This is a genomic window from Ruegeria sp. AH3, assembly GCF_056536265.1.
This window is the reverse complement of sequence record NZ_JBQFJL010000001.1, coordinates 1,735,663-1,756,242: the sequence shown is the minus strand read 5'-3', so window position 1 is coordinate 1,756,242 and position 20,580 is coordinate 1,735,663. Positions and strand designations below refer to the sequence as shown.

Below are 20,580 nucleotides of genomic sequence, written 5' to 3'. Positions count from 1 at the left end.
ATACCACTGAAACAAAGGAAAACGCATGGCGCGCCCTGTCGTCGGAATAATCGGCAACTCTTATCTGATGAACGATCAGTATCCGACGCATGCAGGCGGCACGATGAACTCGGACGCCGTGTCCAACGTGTCGGACTGCCTTCCGCTGCTCATCCCTGCAGACCCGCGTTATGTCTCGGTCGAGGAACTGCTTGAGGTTTGCGACGGCTTTCTGCTCACAGGCGGCCGTCCGAACGTTCACCCCGAGGAATATGGCGAGCCCGCAACCGAGGCGCATGGCGAGTTTGATCGCGCGCGCGATGCGATCACGCTTCCTCTGGTACGAGCCTGTGCTGAGCGCGGCCAGCCGTTTTTCGGTATCTGTCGAGGGTTTCAGGAGGTGAACGTTGCCATGGGCGGTACCCTGTATCCTGAAATCCGCGATCTGCCGGGGCGTTTGAACCACCGGATGCCGCCAGATGGCACTTTGGAAGAGAAATTTGCCCTGCGCCATGTGGTGACGCTGACCGAAGGGGGCGTGTTCCACCAGTTGCTGGGGGCCGCTGAGGTAATGACCAACACGCTGCACGGGCAGGGGATCAAGACGCTGGGCGAGAACGTGGTGATCGACGGCCACGCCCCCGATGGCACGCCCGAAGCAATCTATGTGAAGGATGCGCCCGGATTTACCCTGTCGGTCCAATGGCATCCCGAATGGGACGCGGCCAATGATCCGGTTTCGCGCCCCTTGTTCGAAGAATTCGGCCGCGCCGTTCACGGTTGGGCCGCAGGCAAAGACGCCACGCGATTGCAGCGCTCTGCCTGACGGACGCTGGCGAGGGGGTCAGACCAGCAGGTCGAACTGCTTGTTCAGCGGCAGGCTGCGGGCCCGCTCTCCGGTCAGATCAAACAGTGCATTTCCCAAAGCGGGCATGGATGGAGGCGTTCCGGGTTCACCCACCCCGCCCAAATGCTTGTTGGTCTCCAGCACGCGAACCTCGGTCACCGGGGTCGTGTGCATCCGCAGGGCATCGTAGTCGGGGAAGTTGAATTGCTCGACTTCACCGTCAGAGAAGGTGATCTCGCCGTACGCCGCGGCCGAAAGCCCATAGATCATACCGCCGATCATCTGCGCCTCGACTGTCGCCGCATCCAGCGCCAGACCGACATCGCAGGCGATCCACGCCTTGGAGATGCGGATGGTGCCGTCTTCGTCCACCACCTCGATCACCTGTGCAACCGGCGTGCCGAAGCTGTAGGTCAGCGCCACGCCACGCCCCACACCTTCGGGGGTCTTGCCGGCCCAGCCAGACATCTCTTTGACCGCTTCCAGACACCCGGCTGAGGGTGCGTGTTCGTTTCTGGCCAGCTCCAGCCGGAACTCCAGCGGATCGCGGCCTGCGGCGTGGGCCATCTCATCCATGAAGGTTTCATGGAAGAAACCGTTGTGGCTGTTACCGACCGAGCGCCAGAAGCCCACGGGGACAGCGAGATCGGCAATATGTCCGGCCATGCGATAGTTTGGCACGGCGTAGGGCTGATTGAAGAAGCCTTCGACCAGAACCTTATCAGGACCGCCGCCGGGGAAGCCGGTGTAGCGTTCGACCGCCTGTTGCGTCGGAGATTGCGAGGCGACCTTGCCGTCGATCAAAACGGCCTTGCCATCCTTGACCGCTCCACGCATCCGAGCCATCGCGCCGGGGCGGTAATAGTCGTGGCGCATATCCTCTTCGCGGCTCCATGTGGTCTGGACCGGCGTGCCGGGCACGGCCATGGCAACTCTGGTGGCGATTTCTCCGAAATCCAGCTCACCCCGGCGCCCGAAGCCGCCACCCAGATAGGTGGTGTGGATCTCTACCGCTTCGGTATCCAGACCGGCGGTGTTAGCCACACGCATCTGAATCAGCGTCGGAGCCTGATTGCCGCACCACAGGTCCAGCTTACTGCCGGTATAAAGCGCGGTTGCGTTCATCGGCTCCATCGTGGCGTGGGCCAGATAGGGCACGGTGTAGTCCGCCGTGATTTCGGTTGCACCATCGGGCACGGTATCGACATCGCCGTCGTCCCGCATGGTCGAGTTCGGGGCCTCATCAAACGCTTTGGCGATCTGATCGAATATTGCGGCGGTCTCGGGTGGATAAGGGGTTTCACCCCAGTCCACGTCGATGGCCTCGACCGCTTGCATCGCGAGCCATGTGTTGTTGGCGATCACCGCGACGCCGGTGCCTAGATCAACGATCTTTTCAACGCCTAGCATGGCTTCAGCCGCGCTGGCGTCAAAGCCATTCATCGCGCCGCCCAGCTTGGGGTTCATGCGGACCGAGGCGAATTTCAGTCCCTCGGGCCGTGCGTCGATGCCGAAGGTTGCGGTGCCTGTGGACTTGTCCGGAATATCAACCCGGGGCAGGGACTTGCCGATCAGGCGCCACTCGGTGGGGTCGCGCAGGATGACCTCGGGCGGTTCGATCTGGCCTGCGGCCTCGGCCAGTTCGGTATAGGGAATGCGCGTGCCGTCCGGGGCAACCACCGCGCCGCTCTCAGTTTTGAGTTGATCGCGGTTCACACCCAACTGATCCGCCGCAGCCTGCTTCAATGTCTCGCGCGCGGTGGCACCGGCCATCCGCATCCGCTCGAACCCGTCCTTCATCGAGGTCGATCCACCGGTGACCTGCAGACTGAGCGTGCGGCCCAGAACACCCAGAGCCTCACCCAGATTGTGCTGAAAGTCCGAGATGTCATAGCCTTTGTTCGGCAGACCCTCTCCAACCAGCGCATGGTTGTAATAGGCCGCTGCCGCCGGGCCGTGCAGCACGCGGATATCGTCTAGCTCGACATCCAGTTCTTCGGCAATCAGGGCTGCCCACGTAGTCATGACGCCTTGACCCATTTCGGCACGGGGGGCGAACAGGGTGACGCCCTGCTGGTCGATCAGAACAAAGGGGCTGAGCGCGGTTTCTCCGTCTCGCGGTTTCAGCGGGTTCGCAGCAGGGCGGGTGACGTAGTAGGCGCCGAATGCCACACCGCCCACGATAGCGGCTGATCCGATCAGGAAGGTACGGCGCAGGATTTTTCCGATGCGTGCCATGGATCAGGCCTCCTTCAGCTTGGATGCGGCGTCGTGGATGGCGGCGCGGATGCGGGGATAAGTGCCACAGCGGCAGAGGTTGCCTTGCATCGCCTCGTCGATATCCGCGTTGGTAGGGGTGGGGTTTTCGGCCAGAAGGGCTGCGGCCTGCATGATCTGGCCGGACTGGCAATAGCCACATTGCGCAACCTGATGATCGACCCAGGCCTGCTGGATGGTGGCCATGCTGTCGGGCGTGCCAAGACCCTCAATCGTGGTCACATCGCCCCAGACATCGGACAGCGCGACCTGACAGGATCGCACGGCCTCACCATCGATATGGACGGTGCAAGACCCGCAAGCGGCTACGCCGCAACCGAATTTGGTTCCGGTCAAGCCGATCTCATCGCGCAGAACCCACAAAAGGGGAACATCATCGGGAAGGTCGACCTGATGAGTCTGACCATTGATCTTAAGGGCGGTCGCCATGGCGCACCTCATTTGGCTGTGGCTGGTTCCTGACATAATTGCCGGAAAGTGTCAGTGTGTCAATTGACAAAACTTACAAAAAATGTCAAAGCAGATTTATGAAAGACAAACTGGACGATCCCAAGCAACAAGCGATCCTCGCATCGGCGTTGGAGGCCTTTGCAATCTATGGATTTCGCAAGACATCGATGGATGACATCGCCAAAGGTGCGGGCATGTCGCGCCCGGCGGTCTATCTGCATTACAAGAACAAAGAGGCGATCGTTCGCAGCCTGACACAGGCGCATTATGCCGACAAAATCGACAACGTCGCGCGCGCGCTGTCCGGTGATGGCAGCGTTTCCGAAAGGCTGTCGCGTGCGATTGATGGTCAGATCAAGGGGTTGGCCGAGATCCTCACTTCGCCCCACGGCAGGGAGATGCTGGATACCAGCAAATCAACCGCAGCAGACATACTGGCAGAAGGTGAGGCAGAGATGACCGCCCTCTATGCCGATTGGTTGCGGCGCGAAGACAACGCTGGACGCGTCCGTCTGCCCAACGGGCCGGAGGAGACAGCCAAGACCATCACTGCGACCCTGATGGGCGTTAAGATGACGGCCTCCAGCGCCGAAGAATTCGAACAGCGCACCTCACAACTGGCTGAATTGCTGGGTGCTGGGCTTGAGGTCAGGTGACGCGCTGACGGATCATGTATTCCGGTTTGTCCCAGAGCTTGTTGGCGATGATATCCGCCAGAATCTCGACCGCCTGCTCAACGTCGGTTTCATCGATATAGAGCGGCGTGAACCCGAATCGCATAACATCAGGTGCCCGGAAATCTCCGATGACACCCCGCGCAATCAGCGCCTGCATGGCGGCATAGCCTTCTTCAAACCGGAACGAGACTTGACTGCCGCGCTGCTGCGGATCGCGGGGACTGGCCAGTGTCAGGCCGGGGCAAGTGGCCTCGACCCGGGTGATGAACAACTCCGTCAATTCGATGGACTTGGCGCGGACATCCGCCATGTCGGCCATGTCCCAGATATCCATGGCGGCCGACAGCGCTGCCATCTGAATGACCGGAGGGGTTCCGACCCGCATCCTTTCGATACCGGCGCCGGGGCGATAGTCGAGATCGAAGGCAAAAGGGGCCTCGTGCCCTAGCCATCCCGACAGCGCAGGGCGTACCTTGTCCGACAGCCGCGGGGCGACATAGACGAAGGCGGGCGCACCGGGGCCGCCATTGAGGTACTTGTAAGTGCAGCCCACAGCGAAATCGGCATTGCAGCCGGCCAGATCGACGGGGATGGCCCCGGCTGAATGCGCAAGATCCCAAACTGTAACGACACCGTTTGCGTGGGCCAGTTCCGTCAGCGCCCTCATGTCATGCATGCGGCCCGTGCGATAGTCGACCTCGGTCAGCATTAGCACTGCGACCTCTTCGGTGATATGAGCGGCAACGTCTTCGGGGTCGACCACGCGCAACTCATAGTCCGGGCCAAGCGACCGCAGCAGGCCATCCGCCATGTAGAGATCAGACGGAAAGTTGCCGTTGTCAGATAGAACCACCTTGCGGGTCGGGTTTAGCTCTAGCGCTGAGGCGACCGCCTGATAGACCTTGATCGACAAAGTGTCACCCACCACGACACAGCCAGGCTCAGCCCCGATCAGGCGTCCGATCCGATCTCCAAGCGCCGTAGGCATACCCATCCACCCGGCTTTGTTCCAGCCGGTAATCAGCATCTGCCCCCATTCGTTCTGCATCATGCCCTCTACACGGTTGCTGGCCGATTTCGGAAGCGGACCCAGAGAGTTACCGTCTAGATACAAAACGCCTTCAGGCAGGTGGAACATGGATTTGGTCTTGGCAAAGTCAGTCATAACAGGGCTTTGTCCTTCGGAAGCGGTCAGGTCGTAACCGGCCTATCTGATCCCGCCTGCGCTGTCTATTGCTGTGGATTGTGATGCACCTTTGACCGATGCGACACCCTGCGCTTTTGCCATTGAAGTCAGAAAGCGGTAGGACGTCGATCAGAAGCGACATGTGTCACCGTGTGTCGCCGCACTGGGGGACGGCCATGCGCCTGATCGATATACCGCCTGTCTGGCTTGTGGGCTTCGCCGTGCTTGCGTGGGTACAAGCGCGCATGCTCCCTTTGGGATTGTCGTTGGACGGCGCGGTGACCGATCTTTTCAGCGGCATCCTGATCGGCGGCGGTATCATTCTAGCCATCATGGCCGTCATTGAGTTTCGGCGTCACAAGACGACGGTGATTCCGCACGAAACACCCTCGTCCATGGTGCAAACCGGGATTTACAAGCGCAGTCGCAATCCAATCTACCTGGGCGACGTCCTGATCCTGGCTGGGCTGATCCTGCGGTTTGACGCGGTGTTGTCTCTGGTGTTGATCCCGGTCTTCGTCTGGCTGCTTGAACGGCGCTTTATCATACCGGAAGAGAACCGCCTGCGACGCACCTTCCGCACCGATTTTGCGCGATATGAACGTAAAACCAGAAGGTGGATCTGAGGGTGTGGGCCTCATGACACAACGTAATAATTGCTGCGCTTGCGAAACAATCTTGCGCAAGATAAATGTCTGCTTGTCAATCAATGCCGGATACCCACCTGGCCTGAACCAAAAATTAGGGGGAACCGACTGGTGAAAATTGGAACGCCAAAGGAAATATTCAAAGGCGAGAACCGGGTCGCGATGACTCCGGACTCGGCGGCTCAGCTACAGAAGCTGGGGTATGAGTGCCTGATCGAGAAAGGCGCCGGTGCTGCTGCGGGATTCTCGGACGCGGCCTACGAGGCTGCCGGTGTCGAGGTCGTAAAGACCGCTGCCGCGCTGTGGAAAGCGGCAGACATAATCGCCAAGGTGCGCCAGCCGAACGAGACCGAGCTGAAGCGCCTGACTAAGGACAAGACCCTGATTTCGTTCTTCAATCCTGCCGGGAATGAAGAGGGGATGGAGCTGGCCAAATCCAAGGGCGCGACCGTGATCGCGATGGAGATGGTGCCGCGTATTTCGCGGGCGCAGAAGATGGACGCTTTGTCGTCGATGGCCAACATCGCAGGCTACCGCGCGGTGATCGAGGCCGGTAACAACTTCGGCCGGTTCTTCACCGGTCAGGTGACGGCGGCTGGTAAAGTGCCGCCCGCGAAAGTTCTGATTGTTGGCGCTGGCGTCGCTGGTCTGGCAGCTATTGGCACCTCGACCTCGCTGGGGGCGATCACTTATGCGTTCGACGTGCGCCCGGAAGTGGCCGAACAGGTCGAATCCATGGGGGCAGAATTCGTCTATCTGGACTTCGAGGAAGAACAGCAGGACGGCGCGGCCACCGGTGGTTATGCCTCGGTTCAGTCCGAGGAGTTCCGTGAGGCACAGCTTGCCAAGTTCCGCGAACTGGCACCCGAGATGGACATCGTCATCACCACCGCGCTGATCCCCAACCGCCCGGCGCCGAAGCTGTGGCTGGAGGACATGGTCAAGGCGATGAAGCCGGGCTCGGTCATTGTTGACCTTGCTGCGGAACGCGGCGGTAACGTCGAAGGTACAGTGCCGGATGAGAAGGTCGTCACTGACAACGGCGTGACCATCATCGGTTATACCGACTTCCCAAGCCGGATGGCAGCGCAGTCGTCGTCGCTGTACGCGACCAACATCCGTCACATGATGACCGACCTGACGCCCGAGAAGGACGGTCAGGTCAACCATGACATGGAAGATGACGTGATCCGCGGCTCGACCGTGACCCATGAGGGTGAGATCACCTTCCCGCCGCCGCCGCCCAAAGTACAGGCGATCGCGGCGCAGAAGAAGCCCGAGGTCAAGGAACTGACCCCGGAAGAGAAAAAGGTACAGGAGATTGCAGCCTTCAAGGCTCAGACGAAGCAGCAATTCACTTTGCTGGGTATCGGTGGTGCGCTGATGTTGTTGGTGGGGCTGGTCGCTCCGGCCAGCTTCATGCAGCACTTTATCGTCTTTGTGCTGGCGATCTTTGTGGGTTTCCAGGTGATCTGGAACGTCTCGCACAGCCTGCACACTCCGCTGATGGCGATCACCAACGCGATCTCGTCGATCATTATCGTCGGGGCCTTGATGCAGATCGGGTCGGGGTCTTTCCTCGTTATTCTGCTGGCGGCGCTATCCGTCTTCATGGCCGGGATCAACATCTTCGGCGGCTTCCTCGTAACCCGGCGCATGCTTGCCATGTTCCAGAAATCTTAAGGAGGCCGGGTAGATGGATTTTGGCTTCACCACTGCCGCCTACGTCGTTGCGGCTGTCCTTTTCATCCTTTCGCTCGGCGGTCTGTCAAACCAGGAAAGCGCCAAGCGCGCGGTCTGGTATGGCATCGTCGGTATGGCGCTGGCGGTCTTCGCCACGCTAGTTGGTCCGGGTTCGGGCCTGTGGCTGCTGTCGCTGCTGCTGATCGCCGGCGGTGGCCTGATCGGTCAGTACGTGGCGCAGCGCGTGCAGATGACCGAGATGCCGCAGCTTGTGGCCGCGATGCACTCGCTGGTCGGTCTGGCGGCTGTATTTGTGGGCTTCAACGCGCATTTTGAGATCGGCAATGTGGCGCAGGTCATGGCGATTGCCGACAGCGCGTCTCAGGCGGATCTGTCCGATCTGGGCGCGTTTGCCAAGCTGATCGCGAAGAAAACCGCTGCTGAACTGGCGATCCTGCATGTCGAACTGTTCCTGGGTATCTTCATCGGTGCGATCACCTTTACCGGCTCGGTTGTGGCTTATGGCAAGCTGGCGGGCAAAGTGACTTCGGCGGCGACCAAGCTGCCCGGTGGTCATGCGCTGAACGCGGCGGCGGCGGGTCTCTCGCTGATCTGTCTGATCTGGTACACTTCGACCGGTGGTCTGTTCCCGCTGTTCCTGATGACGCTGGCGGCGCTGTTCATTGGCTATCATCTGATCATGGGCATCGGCGGCGCCGACATGCCGGTGGTTGTGTCGATGCTGAACAGCTACTCGGGCTGGGCCGCTGCGGCGATTGGTTTCTCGCTGGGCAACGACCTGCTGATCGTGGTGGGTGCGCTGGTGGGTTCGTCGGGTGCGATCCTGTCCTACATCATGTGTAAGGCCATGAACCGTCACTTTGTCAGCGTGATCCTGGGTGGCTTTGGTGGTCCGCAGGGTGAGCAGATGGCTGTCGAAGGCGAACAGATCGCGATTGAGGCCGACGGCGTGGCCGCTGCGCTGAACGACGCGGATAGCATTGTCATCATCCCCGGCTACGGTATGGCCGTGGCGCAGGCGCAGCAGTCGGTTTCGGAACTGGTTCGTAAGCTGCGCGCCAAGGGCAAAGAGGTGCGCTTTGCGATCCACCCCGTTGCCGGCCGTCTGCCGGGCCACATGAACGTGCTGCTGGCCGAGGCGAAAGTGCCGTATGATATCGTTCTGGAGATGGACGAGATCAACGACGATTTCCCGGATACGGACGTGGCGATCGTGATCGGCTCGAACGACATCGTGAACCCTGCGGCACAGGAAGACCCGAACAGCCCCATCGCGGGAATGCCGGTTCTGGAATGCTGGAAGGCCAAGCAGGTGTTTGTGTCCAAACGCGGTCAGGGGACGGGTTATTCGGGCATCGAAAACCCGCTGTTCTTCAAAGAGAACACACGCATGTTCTATGGCGACGCCAAGCAGTCGCTGGACAAGCTGCTGCCGATGATCGACTGATCCGAGTGCACAATCAAATTGCAAAGGGCGCCTGCGGGCGCCCTTTTCTTGTTTTGTTTGCAGGAGGCTTTGCCTCCTGACCTCCAGGATATTTGTGGCCAGATGAAGCAGGCGGACTGTGCTACACTGGGTCGCGCGAAGGTGCGCAGGAGGTGAACGATGCAGAAAGTGAACGGCATAGGAGGAGTGTTCTTTCGGGCGCGAGATCCGCAAGCCCTGAGCGCGTGGTATGAGACGCATCTGGGCGTCAATCACTATGATCCGGAGCCCTGGAGGCAACAGGAAGGGTATACGGTTTTTGCTCCGTTCGCGCAGGATACGGAGTATTTTGGCCGGGCCGAACAGCAATGGATGATCAATTTTCGCGTCGATGATCTGGCCGCGCTGATTAGCCAGCTTGGAGCTGCCGGAATTGTGGTCGAGACGAACCCGGATTGGGATAGCGAGGTGGGAAAATTTGCACGCATTCACGATCCGGAGGGCAATCCCATAGAGCTGTGGGAGCCAAATCAATGAGATAGCGGGCTTGTATACCGATGTATTCCTGTAAGTATATGAAATAAAAGATAATTGATGTATTTCACGCGTGCCGTATAGTGCGCCGGACGAAGCGGAGCACTGAATGACGCCAATAGACGACCATCCCCTGCGCTATGCGCTGGCCAATGAACTGCATGCACGCCCTTTTCCGGTGGCGACAGTGCCGTGCACGGTGGTCTTTCTGGCGATCAAGAAACCGGAAGCTGCTGCTGCGCGTGATCGTAGCGAGGATATGGCGCATCTGATCAATCTGCTGGACCGCCACGGGGCATCGCATCCGCAGCCCGAGGCCACGCATTACGCGGGTCAGATCGGCCGACATTGGTTGAAATGGGAACAGCATACCGAATTTGTCACTTACACTGCGATCACTCCCAACGTCAGTGACCGCGCCTTCAATCCGGCTGATTTCGAAGTCTTTCCACAAGACTGGCTGATGGCGAGCCCCGGCCAGCGGGTGACGTCGGCGATGATCCGTGTCGTCGAACGTCAGGAGGACGACGTGGTGCAGGCGTCTTTGGCCGACTGGTTCGAACCTGAAAGTCTGGCGGTGGCGCGCGTCCTGGACGATTCCGCCATCTGTGCCTGCGACTTCCGCATCGACCCGGCGGGGCATATGCGGTTCGCGATGTTCGTCGACAAAGGCACCGGGCAACGTCGGACCGGGCGGGTTATTCAACGACTGTGTGAGATCGAGACTTACAAGGCGATGTCCATGTTGGGTTTCGCGCGTGTCAAACAACTTATGCCCCGGATCGGAGAACTGGATGGGCAATTGTCCCGGCTGATGGAGCAAATGACCAACAATTCGGTGCACCCTAATGAGCTGCTTCCCGATCTGCTGTCCACTTCCATTGAACTGGAAACGCTTTCGGCGCGCTGTTCGTTCCGGTTTGGCGCGACGGGTGCTTATGAGGCCATCGTCAACCAGCGCATCGAAGTTTTGCGCGAGGAACGGTTCGACGGCCGTCAGAGCTTTGCTGATTTCATGATGCGTCGGTATGATCCTGCGATCCGCACCGTCAAATCGACCGAGCGTCGGTTGCAGGCCCTGTCCGACAGGGCGATCAGGGCCGGGGAATTGCTGCGGACTCGCGTGGACGTAGAACGCAGCGCGCAGAATCAGGCATTGCTGGAAAGCATGGACCGCCGCGCCGATCTGGCCTTGCGGTTGCAGCACACTGTCGAAGGGCTGTCGGTGGTGGCGATCAGCTATTATGCAGTGTCGTTGGTCAGCTACTTGCTCTATCCGCTAACGCAGGCCGGACTCAGTAAGGGAATGTTGACGGCGGTGGTGACCTTGCCCGTTGTTCTGGCTGTCTGGTTCAGTATCCGCAAAATCCGAAAGCGTCTGGAATAAGCAGCCTTTGCCAATCGACGAATGATCTGTAAAACGGGCAGCGTTTGACTGAATGCGCGAGGGCTGCCTGTGATCGGTATTGTGGCTGCATGGCGGGCTGTCGCCGCCATGTTCATCCTGAACGGTGCGCTATTCGGTATTTGGGCCTCGCGTATCCCGGCTGTTCGGGACAAGCTGGATTTGACGCATGAGGCTTTGGGGCTTGGCTTGCTGTTCATGGCGGCGGGGGCTGTGTGCTCGTTTCCGATCACGGGTCGTCTGACGGATAAGTTCGGAGCGGTGGCGATCACACGGGTCATCGCTGTTCTTTACACGTTTTCGCTCGTTTTGTTGGCCTTTGCGGGGGATTTCTGGTGGCTCGCGGCATTCCTGTTCGTGTTCGGAGCCTTCCATGGCTCGATGGATGTCGCGATGAATGCGTGGGCTGCAGAGGTCGAGCAAGCTTATGACAAGCCGGTCATGTCGTCGTTTCACGCGATGTGGAGCCTTGGGGCTGGGTTGGGGGCGCTTAGCGGATATGCGGCGGTTCAGATGGGCCTGACGGTCCTGCAGCATTTTCTGCTTGCCGGTGGCGTTGTCGTTGCATTTGCTCTCATTTTGTCCTGGGTGCGCTGGACTTCCAAGCGAACGACCTCGAAGCCGGGGTCGGTGTTTGCGTTGCCGTCGGGCGCATTGATCCTTGTGGGGTTCACGGCGCTTTGCGGAGCGCTTGGTGAAGGGGCCGTCGCGGATTGGAGCGCGATATTCCTTCGCGATGTAACAGGCGCGGCTGAAAGCATTGCCGCGCTAGGTTACGCGGTCTTCTCGGTCACAATGGTCGTGTTCCGGTTGGCAGGTGGGGTAGTCATCGCCCGGTTTGGTCCTGTTGCGACCGCACGGTTTGGCGGTGTCAGTGCGGCTTTGGGTGTTTTTGCGGTGGTGTCAGCAGGCGAACCCGTATTGGCGTTGGCAGGCTTTGCCCTGATGGGCGTGGGCTATGCGGTGATCATGCCTTTGGCCTTCAGTCGCGCGGCGACTGATCCGCATGTGCCGCCCGGGCAGGCGATCGCCAGCGTGGCGACTCTGGGTTACGGAGGCTTGTTGATCGGGCCGCCCCTGATCGGTTTTCTCGCTGAGCTGATGACCCTGAGGCTGGCTTTTGCCGTTCTGTTGCCGCTGTCGGTCCTGATCGTCGTGTTGGCCGGCGCGCTGAAGCGCGCCGACTGAATCTGCTTAGCGTCCGCGAATACGCGGATCCAGCGCGTCGCGCAGGCCGTCACCCAGATAGTTGACGCTGAGAACCGTTAGTGAGATCGCCAGTCCGGGCCAGAACACACGCTCAGGGTATTGCTGCAGATAGTCCACACCATCGAACAGCAGGCGACCCCAAGTCGGGAAATCCGGCGGGAACCCGAGACCGAGGAAGGACAGCGCGCTTTCGGTGATGATCGCGGTCGCGATGCCCAGCGTCGCCGACACCATGATCGGGGACAGCACGTTCGGCAGGATGTGCCGCGTGATGATCTGGCTGTTGCTAGTGCCGATGGATCGGGCGGCGAGAACGAATTCACGCTCTTTGATGGCCAACACGTCTCCGCGTACGATCCGAGCTGTGGGCATCCACGAGGTGATGCCGATGGCGCAGACGATCAGGATGAAGATCCCGCGCTCCAGCCCGAAGGCGGCTGACAGAGGTTCGCGGAACAGCAGCATCATAACCAGCAGCAACGGCAGCAGGGGCAGGGCCAGGAACAGGTCGGTCAGGCGCATTAGCGGGCCGTCCAGCCGTTTGAAAAACCCGGCCAGAACGCCGATGAACGAGCCCAGGAACAGGGCCAGCAGCATGGCGGTGATGCCCACCGAGACCGAGGTCTGACCGCCGGACATCATCCGCGCCATGATATCGCGGCCCAGCTGATCGGTGCCGAAGGGATGCGCAAGGCTCGGCCCTTGGTTACGTGACCGGATGTCGATCTGTGTCGGGTCGATGGTCCAAATGTACGGCCCGAGATACACCGCAGCGACGATGAAGATGAAAAGGATGGCTCCGATCATCGCGCCTTTGTGGGTTTTGAACTGATCCCAAACATCGCGCCATTGACTGCGGGGTGGGGTGGTCAGTTCCTCCATCACATCGGCCGTGGGCAATGCGGTCGAAGCAGGCGCAAGACCTTCGTCGGGGATCAGAGTATCGGTACGATCATGATCAGTCATAGCGAATCCTCGGGTCCAGAATGCCGTAGAGCACATCGGCGATCAGGTTGAACAGCACGATCAGCACGGCAAAGATGAAGGTCAGGGTTTGAACCATTGGCAGGTCATTGGCCTGAATGGCGCCGATCAGCAATTGGCCGATACCGTTCACCTTAAAGACCTGCTCGGTAATGATGGCACCACCGAAGATGGCCGGGATACCCAGTGCGATCACGGTGACCACAGGGATCATCGAGTTGCGCAGAACGTGGACCATAACCACGGTATATTCGCTGAGACCCTTGGCGCGGGCAGTGCGGACGTAATCCTGATTGAGGTTGTCCAGCATCGAGGCGCGCATGAAGCGGCTCAGCTGTGCGGTGATCTGCAACGCCAAAACCATGACCGGCATGATCATCTGTTTGAGCTGCACGACAAAGCTGTCCCAGCTGTTGACCGCATGGGTGGTGTCATAGATCGACGGGAACCAGCCCAGCTGGACCGAGAAGATCACGATCACCAATACGCCCGAGAAGAACGGCGGTACCGAGAAGCCGACCATCGACACGAATGTGCCCATTTGGTCGAACCAGGAATACTGGCGATAGGCCGAATAGATGCCGATGGGCAGGGCGATCAGGATGGCGACCACATAAGCGGTGCCGACAACCCACAGGGTCTGCGGGATGCGCTGAACGACGATGTCCATGACGGGTGAGCGGGTCTGCCACGAAATCACGCGCAGGTCACCTTCGGAGAAGGTTGTACCAAAGATCGAGTCGACCAGAACCTGCGGTTCGATCCAGAAGAACTGCACGATCCATTTCCAGAATCGGATATGCATCGGCTGGCCGAGGCCAAGCGCCTCGCGCATCTTCTCTTTGACTTCGGGCGGAACGGTAAGCGGAACCTGCGCCATCGGGTCGCCTGGGGCGAGTTCGAGAAGCAGGAATATGACGAGGCTGATGAACAGCAGCGTGGGTACGGCCAGGATCAGTCGTCTGATGGTAAAGTTGAGCATTAAGAGGCGCCTTTATATGCGTCTTCTTGTTGGAGTGGCGTGCAAATGACCGCGCCCCGATACGGGTCGGGGCGCGGCTTTGCAAGATTAACGCTTAGGAACCGGTTTTGCGGTACCAGTCCGCAATGTTCCACAGCTCGCTGTCCCAAACGTTCAGGACAACACCACCCAGAGTGTTGGCGTGCGCCGACAGACGACCACGGTGTACCAGCGGGATCATACCGCCTTCCTGTACGATGATGTCGTTCAGCTGTTTCGCAATTTCCGCGCGTTGTTCCAGACCGGCCGTTTCGGCAAGTTTTGCGTGCAGCGCGTCAAACTCGTCGCTGCAGAAGCGGCTGATGTTCTCACCCTGCCACTGCGATTCCGGCTTGGGTGCCTTGTCGCACAGACCGTTGCCCAGATAGGACTGCGGGTCGGTGCCGTTGAAGGTGTTCGCATACATTTCAACGTCGGCATAGAACTTCTGGAACGTGTCGGGCGAGCCCGGGTCACCGCCGAAGAAGACCGATGCGTTGATGTTGCGCAGTTCGGTTTCGATACCGATCTGGCTCCACCATTCCTTGATCAGCGCCTGGAAGTCCTGACGGACGGCGTTGGTCGAGGTCTGATAGACGATTTTCAGCGGTACACCGTCTTTTTCACGGACGCCGTCACCATTGGTATCAACGATGCCAGCTTCGTCCAGCAGCGCGTTCGCGCCATCGATATCCTGCGTGTCACAGGTCATCGAGGTCGAGTTGAACGCAGCAGGTGCCGGAACCCAGTTACAGGTCACTTTACCCGCCTGACCATAGCCGATCTCGACCAGCAGCGGGCGGTCGATTGCCATGGACATCGCCTGATAGACAGCCGGATCCTGCAGGAACGGGTGCGGATGCGTGGCTGTCGAACGCTCGCCTTCCGGCAGATCGGGCGATGGGTTGGTCTGGTTCAGCATGATACGCTCGACCAGCGGACCGAAGCCTGCGACTGGAGTACCTTTGCCGCCTTCCTGCATCTGCGCGATGACTTCGGGTGCCAGCTGCAGGTTCCAAGCATAGTCGAACTCGCCAGTTTCCATAACCGCACGACCCGCCGCCGTTGCATCGCCGCCGCCTTTGAAGGTCACGGTGGCAAAGGCCGGTTTCGCTGGATCACGATAGTTTTCGTTCGCAGCGAACGTGATCACGTCGTTCGGTTTGAACTCGGTCACGACAAACGGGCCGGTGCCGATGGGGTTGAAGTTTTGCTCGGTGCACTCGGGGGCTTTTGCGCCCAGGCAATCCGCAAACTGTGCTGCCTGAATGATCGGACTTTCGCCGCCCACGAACGGGCCGTAGGGGAACGGTGTCGGCGCGTCGAATGTGACTTTTACGGTCAAGTCATCCACTGCTTCGACATTGGTGACGCCTTCAAACTTGGTCACCTGCGCACAACCGCCTTCAGGGTCCATGCAGTAGTTCGCAGTGAAAACCACGTCTGCCGATGTGAACGCTGTGCCGTCGGACCAGGTAATGCCGGGCGCGATTTTCCACGTGATCGAGGTCAGATCTTCGCTGACGCCACCATTTTCGACGGTCGGAATCTCAGACGCCAGATAAGGCACCATGTTGCCGTCCTGGTCGTAGCGTGCCAGCGGTTCAATCACCAGCGAGGCAGATTCCACATCCTTGGTGCCACCCGACAGAAACGGGTTCAGGATTGACGGAGCCTGCCAGTAAATAATGCTGACATTGCCGTCCGATCCACGCTCGGCCATGGCCATCGGGGCCATTGCCGTGCTTGCAATCGCACCTAGCAAAAGGGTTTTGATCTTCATCATACACTCCATGTTGGACACTTACGTGTCTCGATTTTCTCCGCGATGCCCGCGGATTGGGCGTTGCCGTTTGGTGAGTTAACGTTTTGATTTAAAACGATAAGAATTTTCACGCGAACGTGTATTCCGTCCTCTCCCAAAAACGGTTACGCGGCGTATCGAAACAGAGTTTTAAAAAATTGCAAGCCTTGGCTTGCGAAATTTGACCAATCGGTTTGACTTTTCCCGTCCTGCCGCCTTAGCGTTTGGCATTCGTTTAGATTTGCCGCGAAGGGGAGTGCACGCGTGCTGGATCAGCCAATTGCCCAGATCAGAAAACTGCGTGTCGAGTTTCAGACCAAGGACGGCCCCGTCGTGGGAGTCGAGGATGTCTCGTTCGAGGTCAACCCGGGCGAAACCGTATGTATCGTTGGGGAATCGGGATCGGGCAAGTCGGTTTCTTCGCTGTCTTTGATGCGGCTGGTGGAGTTCGGCGGCGGTGAGATCGCGGGCGGCCAGTTGCTGTTCGACCGGCGTGACGGGGATGAGTTGAATCTGGCAGGTGCCGACCAGGATCTGATGAAACAGATTCGCGGCAATGAGATCGGGATGATCTTTCAGGAGCCGATGACGGCGCTGAATCCTGTGTTCACCGTTGGTCGTCAACTGACTGAAGGGCTGCGTATTCACAAGAACATGTCCAAGACGCAGGCCGAGGAACGGGCACTGGAGCTGCTGCGCCAGGTTCGAATCCCCGAACCCGAACGCCGCCTGAAGCAATATCCGCACGAACTCTCCGGCGGGATGCGCCAGCGTGTTGTCATCGCAATGGCCATGGCCTGCGAACCGCGCCTGCTGATCGCGGATGAACCCACAACCGCGCTGGACGTGACCATTCAGGCCGAGATCCTGGCTCTGATGGACCGGCTCAAGCGAGAAACCGGCACGGCGGTGATGTTCATCACTCATGACATGGCAGTGGTGGCCCAGATGGCCGACCGCGTTGTGGTCATGTTCCGGGGCAACAAGGTCGAAGAGGGCACGGTCAACGAAATCTTCGAGAACCCGCAGCATGATTATACCAAGGCTCTGCTGGCGGCGGTTCCGAAGCTGGGCGAAATGCGGGGCAAAGCCGCGCCCGAACCGATGAAACTGCTGGGTGTCGAAGGCCAGAACATCGCGCCCATTCCCGGCACCGAAGAGGTCTTGCTGACGGTCAATAATCTGACCACGCGATTCCCCGTCAAAGGTGGTCTGCTGCGGCGGACGATTTCCAACGTTCACGCGGTCGAAGATGTCTCGTTCACCATCAATCGGGGTCAAACGCTCAGCCTCGTAGGGGAGTCAGGCTGCGGAAAGTCCTCAGCCGGGCGGTCAATCCTGCGGCTGGTCGAGCCGATGGCAGGTGAGGTCAATCTGGACGGTGTCGATATCATGGGTCTGGACCCGGCGGGTCTGCGTAAGGCGCGGCTGGACATGCAGATGATCTTTCAGGATCCGTTTGCCTCGCTGAATCCGCAAATGCAGTTGGTTGATCAGGTGGCGGAACCGATGCGCAACTATGGTGTTGCTTCTGGTTCTGAGCTGCAGGATCGGGTCGCGCAACTCTTCGACAAGGTGCAATTGCCGCGCAGCTTCATGCGCCGCTTCCCGCACGAGATGTCGGGTGGTCAGCGTCAACGGATTGCGATTGCCCGCGCGTTGGCGCTGAACCCCAAGCTGATCGTGGCGGACGAGGCGGTCTCGGCCCTGGATGTTTCGGTGCAAGCACAGGTTCTGAACCTGATGATGGAGCTGCAATCGGAACTGAACCTCAGCTACCTGTTCATCAGCCATGACATGGCCGTGGTCGAACGGGTCAGCCACCATGTCGGCGTGATGTATCTGGGTCGGATCGTTGAACTCGGACCGCGCGCACGGGTGTTTGAGAATCCACAGCATCCCTACACGCAGGCTTTGATGAAAGCGGTTCCGATTGCTGACCCGAACCAGAGAAAGTCGGAAAAGGATCTGAACTTCAAGCCGATCCCATCGCCGATTCATCCAATCGGCTATGCGCCGGAACCCTCGAATTACAACGAGGTTGAGCCGGGACATTTCGTCCTGACGACCGACAGCGGATACTGAGCTTTATGTCACATCGTTTGACCCCGCTTGAGATCATGACCAAGCTGATCTCTTTCCCAACGGTAAGTCGTGAAACCAATCTGCCATTGGTTGACTGGGTCGAGGGATATCTGAACAGCCATGGGATCGACTCTCATCGCTGGCCGGATCCGGATCAGCCGCATAAGGCGGCTTTGTTCGCGCATGTCGGCCCGTGGGAAGACGGCGCGGTCGTTTTGTCAGGTCACACGGATGTTGTGCCCGTCGATGGCCAGCCATGGGATACCGACCCGTTCACCGTCACCGAGAAAGACGGCAAGTATTTCGGGCGCGGCACTTGCGATATGAAAGGCTTCGACGCGTTGGCCATCTGGGCACTGGTCGAGGCGCATCACGCCGATGTCAAACGCCCCCTGCAGCTGGCGCTGAGCTTTGACGAAGAGGTTGGATGCACCGGCGCACCACCGATGATCGAGGCGATGCAGGCGACGCTGCCCAAAGGCTCGGCAGTGATCGTGGGGGAACCATCTGTGATGCAGGCGGTCACCGGCCATAAAGGCGGCTTCGGCTTTGACACGCATATGGTTGGATTCGAGGTTCACAGCTCGATCATGCATACGGGCGTCAACGCGATCATGGAGGCCGCACCGCTGATCGACTGGGCCAACGAGCGCAATGTCGAGAGCAGGGCAGCGCAGCCCTCGGACATAGCCGCCGTGTTCGATCCGCCGTGGACAACCTGCCATGTGGGTATGATCGAAGGCGGCACTGCGCATAACATCACGGCTAAAGACTGCCGCTTCATGATGGATTTCCGCACCGTCCCGGATGAGAAAAAAGCGATCTGGCAAAAGGCCTATTTCGATAAGGTCCGAGAGGTCGAGGCACGGATGCAGGCGGTTCATCCTGAAGCGCGGATTGAACTGTCCGAGCATTTTTCGATCCCCGGTCTTGTGCCCGAAGAAGATGGCGAGGCGGAGACACTGGTGCGCTCGCTCACCGGCGACAACGCATCACATGTGGTCAGCTATGGCACTGAGGCTGGGCAATTTCAGGAAGCGGGCTATTCCGCTGTCATCTGTGGCCCCGGCGATATTGCGCAGGCCCATCAGCCAAATGAGTTCATTACGATTTCTCAATTCAACGCAGGCCAAAAATTTATGGAACGTTTGGTAGAACGGCTCTGCGAATAGCACCTCGAAGGGGAGGTTAAAGATGCCCGTCAAGAACCGGCTCGCCGAGATGCATGGCGAGATCACCAAATGGCGACGTCACCTGCATATGCATCCCGAGCTGATGTATGATGTTGAAGCAACAGCAGGGTTTGTGGTCGATCGTCTGAAGGAGTTCGGCGTTGATGAGATCACGCCGGGGATCGGCAAAACCGGAGTGGTTGCCGTCATCAAAGGGCGTCAGGATACGCAGGGCCGGGTGATCGGGCTGCGCGCTGACATGGATGCTCTGCCGATTGAGGAGGCAACGGGGCTGGACTACGCCTCGACCGTTTCTGGCAAGATGCACGCCTGTGGCCATGATGGGCATACCTCGATGTTGCTCGGGGCGGCTCAGTATTTAGCCGAGACTCGGAACTTTGACGGCACCGTTGTGTTAATTTTCCAGCCTGCCGAAGAGGGTGGTGCAGGTGGCTTGGCTATGTGTCAGGACGGGCTGATGGACCGCTGGGGCATTCAGGAAGTCTATGGCATGCACAACATGCCGGGGATGCCGGTTGGTGAGTTTGCCATTCGGCCGGGCGCGTTATTGGCTTCTTCGGATGAGTTCGAAATTGTTGTGACGGGCAAGGGTGGTCATGCCGCCGCCCCGCATGAGGCGGTGGATACAACGCTCGTGGCATCTCATATTGTTGTGGCTTTGCAATCGGTTGTGTCGCGTACTGTGGACCCGATCAAACGGGTGGTGCTGACGGTCGGGACCTTTGAAACCGATAGTGTGGCCTCGAATGTGATTGCCCATACGGTGCGGTTGCGGGGCACCGTTCGCACGCTTGATCCCGAATACCGAAAGATCGCCGAAGATCGCGTGCGCCGGATCGCGGAAGACACGGCCTCGGCCTTCGACGCGTCTGCCGAAATGACGTGGACGCCGGGCTATCCGGTGACGGTAAACTCCGAGGTCGAAACCGGATATGCGGCTGAGGCGGCCGAGGCGGTGTCGGGCAAGGTCAATGACAGCACTGATCCGATCATGCCGTCAGAAGATTTCGCCTACATGCTTGAAGAACGGCCTGGGGCCTACATCTTTATCGGAAACGGGGACACGGCCATGTGCCACCACCCGGAATACAACTTCGACGACGACGCCATTCCCGCCGGGTGCAGCTGGTTTGCTGAACTGGTGGAGCGACGATTGCCCGTCGCCTGATTTGG

At 59.3% G+C, this 20,580-nt stretch carries 17 protein-coding genes; 11 read left to right on the top strand and 6 right to left on the bottom strand.

Features of this window, described 5'->3' with window-relative positions; translation table 11 throughout:
* The first annotated feature begins 25 nt into the window (after positions 1-25).
* On the top strand, positions 26-805 hold the full coding sequence (locus ACR3EM_RS08830; RefSeq protein ID WP_480470344.1) for a gamma-glutamyl-gamma-aminobutyrate hydrolase family protein: 780 nt from the start codon (positions 26-28) through the stop codon (positions 803-805).
* A gap of 18 nt (positions 806-823) precedes the next feature.
* Here the strand turns inward: ACR3EM_RS08830 and ACR3EM_RS08825 are convergent, their stop codons facing one another.
* Both ACR3EM_RS08825 and ACR3EM_RS08820 read right to left on the bottom strand, forming a co-directional pair.
* The gene (locus ACR3EM_RS08825; RefSeq protein WP_480470343.1) at positions 824-3,064 is read right to left on the bottom strand and encodes a xanthine dehydrogenase family protein molybdopterin-binding subunit; all 2,241 of its coding nucleotides are present in this window, start codon (positions 3,062-3,064) and stop codon (positions 824-826) included.
* A 3-nt stretch (positions 3,065-3,067) separates the two neighbouring features.
* The gene (locus tag ACR3EM_RS08820) at positions 3,068-3,532 is read right to left on the bottom strand and encodes a (2Fe-2S)-binding protein (RefSeq protein ID WP_480470342.1); all 465 of its coding nucleotides are present in this window, start codon (positions 3,530-3,532) and stop codon (positions 3,068-3,070) included.
* Between the two features lie 98 nt (positions 3,533-3,630).
* Here ACR3EM_RS08820 and ACR3EM_RS08815 point away from each other — a divergent pair, with 98 nt between their 5' ends.
* On the top strand, positions 3,631-4,209 hold the full coding sequence (locus ACR3EM_RS08815; RefSeq protein WP_480470341.1) for a TetR/AcrR family transcriptional regulator: 579 nt from the start codon (positions 3,631-3,633) through the stop codon (positions 4,207-4,209).
* Here ACR3EM_RS08815 and kynU read toward each other — a convergent pair.
* Positions 4,202-5,395: a kynureninase gene (gene kynU, locus ACR3EM_RS08810; protein ID WP_480470340.1), complete on the bottom strand. Its 1,194-nt coding sequence runs from the start codon at positions 5,393-5,395 to the stop codon at positions 4,202-4,204. The two genes, ACR3EM_RS08815 and kynU, sit on opposite strands and share 8 nt — an antisense overlap.
* Positions 5,396-5,592: 197 nt before the next feature.
* Here kynU and ACR3EM_RS08805 point away from each other — a divergent pair, with 197 nt between their 5' ends.
* The 6 genes from ACR3EM_RS08805 to ACR3EM_RS08780 all read left to right on the top strand — a co-directional run bounded on the left by ACR3EM_RS08805 (position 5,593) and on the right by ACR3EM_RS08780 (position 12,320).
* Positions 5,593-6,042, top strand: a complete 450-nt coding sequence (locus ACR3EM_RS08805) for a methyltransferase family protein (RefSeq protein WP_480470339.1) — start codon at positions 5,593-5,595, stop codon at positions 6,040-6,042.
* A gap of 132 nt (positions 6,043-6,174) precedes the next feature.
* A complete protein-coding gene (locus ACR3EM_RS08800) occupies positions 6,175-7,746 on the top strand; it encodes a Re/Si-specific NAD(P)(+) transhydrogenase subunit alpha (protein WP_480470338.1) in 1,572 nt (523 codons plus the stop codon).
* 13 nt (positions 7,747-7,759) lie between these two features.
* Positions 7,760-9,214: an NAD(P)(+) transhydrogenase (Re/Si-specific) subunit beta gene (locus ACR3EM_RS08795; RefSeq protein WP_480470337.1), complete on the top strand. Its 1,455-nt coding sequence runs from the start codon at positions 7,760-7,762 to the stop codon at positions 9,212-9,214.
* Positions 9,215-9,373: 159 nt separating this feature from the next.
* Positions 9,374-9,730 carry a VOC family protein gene (locus ACR3EM_RS08790; RefSeq protein ID WP_480470336.1) on the top strand — a complete coding sequence of 119 codons (357 nt, stop codon included), beginning with the start codon at positions 9,374-9,376 and terminating at the stop codon, positions 9,728-9,730.
* Positions 9,731-9,836: 106 nt separating this feature from the next.
* Positions 9,837-11,114, top strand: a complete 1,278-nt coding sequence (locus tag ACR3EM_RS08785) for a DUF3422 family protein (RefSeq protein ID WP_480470335.1) — start codon at positions 9,837-9,839, stop codon at positions 11,112-11,114.
* Between the two features lie 69 nt (positions 11,115-11,183).
* Positions 11,184-12,320 (top strand): MFS transporter, encoded by a 1,137-nt coding sequence (locus ACR3EM_RS08780; RefSeq protein WP_480470334.1) that lies wholly within the window; start codon positions 11,184-11,186, stop codon positions 12,318-12,320.
* A gap of 6 nt (positions 12,321-12,326) precedes the next feature.
* Here ACR3EM_RS08780 and ACR3EM_RS08775 read toward each other — a convergent pair whose 3' ends face one another.
* From ACR3EM_RS08775 to ACR3EM_RS08765, 3 genes are all read right to left on the bottom strand, one after another.
* Positions 12,327-13,307, bottom strand: coding sequence for an ABC transporter permease (locus ACR3EM_RS08775; RefSeq protein WP_480470333.1), 981 nt, complete (start codon positions 13,305-13,307; stop codon positions 12,327-12,329).
* On the bottom strand, positions 13,300-14,307 hold the full coding sequence (locus ACR3EM_RS08770) for an ABC transporter permease (protein WP_480470332.1): 1,008 nt from the start codon (positions 14,305-14,307) through the stop codon (positions 13,300-13,302). Before ACR3EM_RS08770 ends, ACR3EM_RS08775 begins: the two co-directional genes overlap by 8 nt.
* A gap of 94 nt (positions 14,308-14,401) precedes the next feature.
* Entirely contained in the window at positions 14,402-16,108 is a 1,707-nt protein-coding gene (locus tag ACR3EM_RS08765) for a peptide ABC transporter substrate-binding protein (RefSeq protein WP_480470331.1), read from the bottom strand.
* 285 nt (positions 16,109-16,393) lie between these two features.
* On the opposite strand from ACR3EM_RS08765, the gene ACR3EM_RS08760 reads away from it, so the two are divergent.
* Genes ACR3EM_RS08760 through ACR3EM_RS08750 form a run of 3 tightly spaced genes read left to right on the top strand, consistent with a single transcriptional unit; the run spans position 16,394 to position 20,575 of the window.
* Positions 16,394-18,214: an ABC transporter ATP-binding protein gene (locus ACR3EM_RS08760; protein WP_480470330.1), complete on the top strand. Its 1,821-nt coding sequence runs from the start codon at positions 16,394-16,396 to the stop codon at positions 18,212-18,214.
* 5 nt (positions 18,215-18,219) lie between these two features.
* Complete coding sequence (gene argE, locus ACR3EM_RS08755) at positions 18,220-19,386, top strand: acetylornithine deacetylase (protein WP_480470329.1); 1,167 nt, start codon at positions 18,220-18,222, stop codon at positions 19,384-19,386.
* 22 nt (positions 19,387-19,408) lie between these two features.
* A complete protein-coding gene (locus ACR3EM_RS08750; protein ID WP_480470328.1) occupies positions 19,409-20,575 on the top strand; it encodes a M20 aminoacylase family protein in 1,167 nt (388 codons plus the stop codon).
* The last annotated feature ends 5 nt before the right edge of the window (positions 20,576-20,580 follow it).

Excerpts from the sequence above, each read along its gene's own strand:
- ACR3EM_RS08830 (WP_480470344.1), top strand. The coding sequence starts at position 26 with ATGGCGCGCCCTGTCGTCGGAATAATCGGCAACTCTTATCTGATGAAC.
- ACR3EM_RS08825 (WP_480470343.1), bottom strand. The coding sequence starts at position 3,064 with ATGGCACGCATCGGAAAAATCCTGCGCCGTACCTTCCTGATCGGATCA.
- ACR3EM_RS08820 (WP_480470342.1), bottom strand. The coding sequence starts at position 3,532 with ATGGCGACCGCCCTTAAGATCAATGGTCAGACTCATCAGGTCGACCTT.
- ACR3EM_RS08815 (WP_480470341.1), top strand. The coding sequence starts at position 3,631 with ATGAAAGACAAACTGGACGATCCCAAGCAACAAGCGATCCTCGCATCG.
- kynU (WP_480470340.1), bottom strand. The coding sequence starts at position 5,395 with ATGACTGACTTTGCCAAGACCAAATCCATGTTCCACCTGCCTGAAGGC.
- ACR3EM_RS08805 (WP_480470339.1), top strand. The coding sequence starts at position 5,593 with ATGCGCCTGATCGATATACCGCCTGTCTGGCTTGTGGGCTTCGCCGTG.
- ACR3EM_RS08795 (WP_480470337.1), top strand. The coding sequence starts at position 7,760 with ATGGATTTTGGCTTCACCACTGCCGCCTACGTCGTTGCGGCTGTCCTT.
- ACR3EM_RS08790 (WP_480470336.1), top strand. The coding sequence starts at position 9,374 with ATGCAGAAAGTGAACGGCATAGGAGGAGTGTTCTTTCGGGCGCGAGAT.
- ACR3EM_RS08785 (WP_480470335.1), top strand. The coding sequence starts at position 9,837 with ATGACGCCAATAGACGACCATCCCCTGCGCTATGCGCTGGCCAATGAA.
- ACR3EM_RS08775 (WP_480470333.1), bottom strand. The coding sequence starts at position 13,307 with ATGACTGATCATGATCGTACCGATACTCTGATCCCCGACGAAGGTCTT.
- ACR3EM_RS08770 (WP_480470332.1), bottom strand. The coding sequence starts at position 14,307 with ATGCTCAACTTTACCATCAGACGACTGATCCTGGCCGTACCCACGCTG.
- ACR3EM_RS08765 (WP_480470331.1), bottom strand. The coding sequence starts at position 16,108 with ATGAAGATCAAAACCCTTTTGCTAGGTGCGATTGCAAGCACGGCAATG.
- argE (WP_480470329.1), top strand. The coding sequence starts at position 18,220 with ATGTCACATCGTTTGACCCCGCTTGAGATCATGACCAAGCTGATCTCT.
- ACR3EM_RS08750 (WP_480470328.1), top strand. The coding sequence starts at position 19,409 with ATGCCCGTCAAGAACCGGCTCGCCGAGATGCATGGCGAGATCACCAAA.